General features: G+C 35.6%; 3 protein-coding genes. All 3 read left to right on the top strand.

Features of this window, described 5'->3' with window-relative positions; all coding sequences use genetic code 11:
• The first annotated feature begins 111 nt into the window (after positions 1-111).
• The 3 genes from HMPREF0518_RS06185 (at position 112) to HMPREF0518_RS10955 (ending at position 5,861) form a co-directional block, all read left to right on the top strand.
• Positions 112-552: an ABC transporter permease gene (locus HMPREF0518_RS06185; protein ID WP_003627182.1), complete on the top strand. Its 441-nt coding sequence runs from the start codon at positions 112-114 to the stop codon at positions 550-552.
• A gap of 337 nt (positions 553-889) precedes the next feature.
• On the top strand, positions 890-5,767 hold the full coding sequence (locus HMPREF0518_RS06180) for a S8 family serine peptidase (protein WP_003627181.1): 4,878 nt from the start codon (positions 890-892) through the stop codon (positions 5,765-5,767).
• 10 nt (positions 5,768-5,777) lie between these two features.
• Positions 5,778-5,861, top strand: coding sequence for a hypothetical protein (locus tag HMPREF0518_RS10955; protein ID WP_023192774.1), 84 nt, complete (start codon positions 5,778-5,780; stop codon positions 5,859-5,861).
• Positions 5,862-5,973: the final 112 nt, after the last annotated feature.

Here is a 5,973-nt window from a genome sequence, read left to right as displayed (position 1 = left end):
TAACTGCTCATACTTGGCAAAAAGCTAAAGGATTTTACCAGCCAACTACATTATTAGTTGGTGAGAATTATAAATATCATAAACAAGATATTAATTCGAAGATTTCTATTAATGAACAAAAAAAAGAATGCATATAATTTTGTAAATAGCCTAATGAGTATTTTCGCCTTAATTATTGTATTTGGTGCATTATTAATCATCATCGTTCTTTATAATTTAGGATCATTAAGCTTTGTGGAAAGGATGAGAGATTATGCGACTTTGCGTGTACTTGGAATACATAAGAAAAAATTACGCATATTAACACTCATTGAAAATTTAATTACTACGTTTATTGGTTGGTTGATAGGTATTCCAGCTGGAATATGGTTTTTAGGACAGTATGTTAATACATTTTCGACTATTAATTTGGAATATACTAGATACTATAACTGGTCAACTATCTTAATTGCGTCTGTATTTGTATGGATTGGTTCATTATCAACTACTTTATTTATTAGTCGTAGAATTAGGAGCATATATATGGTTCAAGCTCTAAAAGGAGTGGAATAAAGAGTTAATATGCTATTTCTTTAATATTAGAGCAGATTATCATTAGAATTGTTTAAAAACTATTCTATTGGAGTATGGTTTTGTGTGCTACTTTGATTCTGTCATGATGTAGTATTAGATTTAATTCTTGATGACTTGTTCAAGTTTTCAACATGTTCAATGTTATAAAATATTGTGGCTTAAAAACACTTGTTATAAAATAAAAATAGCCTTAAAAAATTAAATGTATTTTAAATATTTTTGTTGACTCTTAATATTTACCGTGATAATATTATGTCAATTTCATATATGGAAGTTGGTAAATATTAGCATTAAGTAATATTTGGAGGATAGCGAGATGAAAGAATTATCAGAACATAGTTCAGAAAAATTCGTTTATCTTAATCGTTCAAAAAAACGGTTAGATAACTTAGAGTCATACACCCATTCTAAGTTTTTGAAAACTTTGCGTAAAAAGTGGGCTAAAGCTGCGATTGTTACTTTAGCTTCTGGATCAGCTATCTTGTTTTCAGCAAACAAAGTAAAAGCTGATGAAGTAGAGCAAAATCAGGCTACTGAGGTACAACAAGGAAGTCAAGCTACTGATCAAACACAAAATCAAAGTGATAATTCAGAAAATACAGGTCAACAAAACAGCGATAACGGGCAAGCTGATACTCAAGTCGATGAAGTACAAACAGCAGATAAAGCTGGTCAAAAAGATGCCAACGGTGTAGAGTTACCTGCCAACAACCAAGATCACGTTAAAGGCAATGTGCAAGATGCTTGGAATCAAGGGTATAGTGGAGAACACATGGCAGTAGCTGTGATCGATTCCGGAATTGATGTTGATCATAAGGATTTTCAAACTATGCCTAAAGATCCTAAGTTAACTGCAGATGAAATGAAAAAAAAGCTAAAGGAATTGGGCTATGGTCGTTATGTTAACGAAAAGATACCTTATGCTTACAACTATGTTGACAATGAAAATGAACATTTAAAAGGTCCCGACGACGAACCTCACGGTCAACACGTTTCAGGAACTATTGCGGCTGATGGTCATCCAGATGGTGATAAGGAATATGTGGTGGGAGTTGCGCCACAGGCTCAATTACTTCATCTTAAAGTTTTTGGTGATACAACAACGTCATTAGATCTTGCTAAAGAAATCTACGATGCTGTTAACTTAGGCGCCGATGTTATTCAAATGTCACTTGGTGGCGGTGTTTCAGCAGCTGACTTAAATAATGCTGATCAAAGAGCGGTGCAATACGCAATTGATCATGGGGTAATTGTGTCAATTTCTGCTTCTAATAATGGTAATTCAGCTTCAGTTGATAATCCAAGTAAGATTACTGATTTGGACGATTACGAACCAGGCGGGGAAAGAGGTAACTACTTACCATTTAGTTCAAGTACTGTAGCAAACCCTGGTGCGGCAAAAGGAGCAATTACTGTTGCTGCAGAAAATTCTGGCTTGGGTAAAGATAGCGATATGGCCTCCTTCTCATCTTGGGGTCCATTGCCAGATTACACGCTTAAGCCAGATATTTCAGCACCTGGTGTTGATGTCATTTCAACAGCTAATGATAATGGCTACACTACGATGAGCGGAACTTCAATGGCTGGTCCATTTGTTGCCGGTGCTGCCACTCTTGTTAAGCAAAGATTATTAAAGACCAATCCTGAATTAAAGGGTGCAGCTTTAGTAGAAGCTGTTAAGGCTTTGTTGATGAATACAGCGGTACCACAAACGCAAAAAGGGTTTGACACTCCAGTTTCTCCAAGAAGACAGGGATCTGGTCAAATTGATGTTGGTGCTGCCACTAAATCACCTGTTTATATTACTGCAGATGATGGAACTGGTTCATTAAGTTTGCGTCAAATTAAAGATGGTTCAGAATTTGCTTTGACTTTCCATAATTTATCTAATCAAGTACAAGCTTATGATTTTGATGATATGGGTGGTGGCTTTACCGAAGTTAGAGATGAAGAGACTGGTTTATTCCATGATGTGCAACTTGCTGGTGCTAATATTTCTGGACCAAATAGTGTTGAATTGGCGCCAAATGAAACCAAAACTGTGAATTTTGTCCTTAATCTTGCTGGATTAAAGAACAATCAATTGGTTGAAGGTTTCTTGAATTTCAAGAGCAGTAAGGGAGCCAATGATCTTTCCGTTCCATATTTAGGTTACTTTGGTGATATGACTAGTGAAAATGTCTTTGACCAAAATGCTAATGATGCAGCTCCAGATATTCAAGGTAATCATTTAATTAATGAAGATAATTATCCTCGTGGAATTGCTGATGAAGAATCCTTAAAAGCTTTAGTCAATGTCGATGGCACTTACAACTGGCAAGAAGTTGCTAAGTTATATGAAAGTGGGAAAGTCGCTTTTTCACCTAATAACAATCAAAAGAGTGATTTACTGAAGCCAGTAGCTTTTTTAAAGCAAAACTTGGAAGATTTAAAAGTTGAAATTCTTGATGCTAATGGTAATGTAGTTCGAGTCTTGTCTGATAACCATGGTCCAGAAAAGTCATATCATGACGATCACAATGGCATGATGGATTTAAGTAGTACTGTTAATAATTCAGATACGCTTGAATGGGACGGTAAGCTTTATGATAAGACTACTGGGAAGATGGTTGTTGCTCCAGATGGTCAATACACTTACCGCTTTGTTGCCACCTTGTACAACAATGGTGAAAACAAAGTTCAAACTAATGACACTCCAGTTATCATTGATACTACTGCTCCTGTTTTGAACAATGTGAAATATGATACATCTTCTTTCACATTGTCAGGTGATTACGCTGATGCAGGTGCAGGCTTTACTGACTACTCATATGCAACTGTAACTGTTAACGATCATGTCTTTGGCTTTAAGTTAAACGAAGGCGATAAGTCAAACTTTGATAATGCTAATAAAACCAAGGGACACTTTGTCTTTGTTTTGACTCCGGAAGAACAAGCTGCTTTAACTAGCGCTGCTAACAAGGTTACCGTTGCCTTTAGTGATGTCGCAGATAACACTGCAACGCAAACATTTAATGTTGCACCTGTAGCAGGTCATAAAAAGATTGCAGTTTGGAATGCAATTAATGGGTTACCATTCAATGAAAATTCCGATGATTATAATGTTGGTCGCAAAGTATTTATGCTTCGTGGTGGTGCTGAACATGATTTCTATGTCAATGGTAAGTGGGTTCAGGTTGATCAAGGTCAATTTGTATTGCCAGTTAGTGTTGATGAACAGAATTTTGTTTTCAGTTCAGATCAAGCGGGTAAAAATATTTTAGGTAAGTTCACTACTTTTACTCCTAAAGCTCAATTCGCATGGCAACATGTTGATGGTGAAGAAAGATCATTTGGTGTCAGTGTTTACTCAGTAGAAGGCAAGGATCCACAAGATATTGTTGTTCAAGCAGCAGTACCCAAGGGTGACAATGTTAAAGCTTTTGCGAAGGACTACTTCACTCATGAAGTTTATACCGGTGAGGTTCATGACGGTGTAGCTACTTTCCACATTCATACCAGTGTCAATAAAGACGCTGCAACTGGCATTAATTTAAGAGCCCTTCTTCAAGGTTGGGTTGAAATTGATGGACCAACATTTAATGCTAAACAAGTAACGGATCCATCGCCAATTAATGATGCTAACTACTTGGGTGTGTACTACAATCCAAATGCTGAAGAGAGAAAGAATTATGATAATCGCGATGACCTTGGCGTAGACTTTGAAGATGAAGCAGCTGACACAAACACATTTGGCCCAGGTAATCATTCAAGTGCAAAAGATGACGCTAAAATTCATTTCGACTACTTGAATAATAATGATATTTCTACTTTGGGTAATAAAGCAGTAGAAAAGGGTTATTACAATCCAGCAACTCATAAATTTACTTTGACTGGTCGGGTTAATCCAGAAGTTATTAGCTTAACATTCTTAGCTGATAGTCCGTATGAAGTCGATCCAGAAAATCAAGCTGATATTCATGATAATGGTAAATTCTCTGTAACATTCACAATTGATAATCCAGCAACACGTCAATTATCATATTTCTTTAAGACGAATGATGGCAAAACAACAAGAGGCTCTTTGACTTTAATTCTTGACACTGTTGATCCAACTCTTACTGTAGATCAATTAGGCGACAAGGATGAGGCTGAAATTACTACTAATAAGCCAACCTTTAAGTTATCCGGTGAGGCCAACGATAACATTGATGGTTACAATGTATTTATCAATGGTGATAATGTTTTTGGGCAATTTGGTAATTCGGGTTATGATTTTCTTCCAGGAATCTACAATGATTTAAATCAAAATACTCCCAATTTGTACGGATCTTACAAGTTTGATCAAGAAGAGCAATTGGATGATCAGAATGGGCAACCAACAACCCATGTCTTTACTATTGCAGTAGAGGACCAAGCTGGTAACAGAGTTGAAAAGAAGGTTACTGTTCATTACGATCCAAATTATCTTACAGAACCGGTTAATACAGGAAAAAAAGATGATCAAGCAGATGTAAAACCGGCAGAAGGTCAAAAGCAAGATAAAAATGACAACCAAACTGTTAACAATTCAAAAGAAGATCCAGAGAGTGGTCAAACTACTGAAAATGCTCAATCTACAGAAAGTCAAGAGCAAAATAAGACTGATGTAACTAAACCAGCAGCAAAGCCAAGTAACGATGATCAAAAAGAAAATCACGGAGCTGGTGAATCGACCATTGAGTCAAATCAAGAGAAACAACTAGGTCAAAGTAATGTCCAAGCCCAAGATACTAAACCAGATAAAACAGTAGTTCAAGGTAATGTTCAAAATACTGCACCGACAACAGGTCATTTGACTAATTCTTCAGTAAATGTGCAACAATTTAAGACTAAGAAAGAAACACTACAATTAAAGAAGTTTAAGTTATTAAAGAATACATATGGCTACACTTTAAATGGTAAAATTGCTAAAAAACACGGTAAAAAGTTACTCTTTAATAAAGGAAAAACCGTCCTTGTTTGGAACAACAGAAAAGTTGTGACTATCAAGGGACAAAAGTACTACCGTGTTGCTAAGAATGTATTTGTTAAAGTTTCAACTATCAAGCAGGTTAAAGACTTGAAATTAGTTTTAACGAAGAACTCCTATGTTTACAATAAATTGGGCAAACGCGTTAAGTATAAGAGTCAAAGTTTGATTAAGGAAGGTAAACATCTTTCTACCCATCAATAATGGAAAAGTTGTGACTATTAAAAATATACATTTTTACCAGATTGGTAAGAATCAATTTGTTAAAGGGGCTAATGCTAAGTTGATCAAAGAATAAAAGAAAAATAATAGGTCAAAATATACAATATCATTAAGTTAAGACACAATATGTTTGATACGACCTTAAGACTCGAATCATTTTGATTCGGGTCTTTTTTGTAAAATGATGG

The sequence above is a fragment of the Lactobacillus helveticus DSM 20075 = CGMCC 1.1877 genome, from assembly GCF_000160855.1.
GTDB lineage: Bacteria > Bacillota > Bacilli > Lactobacillales > Lactobacillaceae > Lactobacillus > Lactobacillus helveticus.
The sequence above is the reverse complement of the archived record's forward strand: the minus strand, read 5'-3'. Positions and strand labels throughout refer to the sequence as shown.

What these genes read in the sequence shown, in the direction of transcription:
- HMPREF0518_RS06180 (WP_003627181.1), top strand. Translation starts at nt 890, where the DNA reads ATGAAAGAATTATCAGAACATAGTTCAGAAAAATTCGTTTATCTTAAT.
- HMPREF0518_RS06185 (WP_003627182.1), top strand. Translation starts at nt 112, where the DNA reads ATGAACAAAAAAAAGAATGCATATAATTTTGTAAATAGCCTAATGAGT.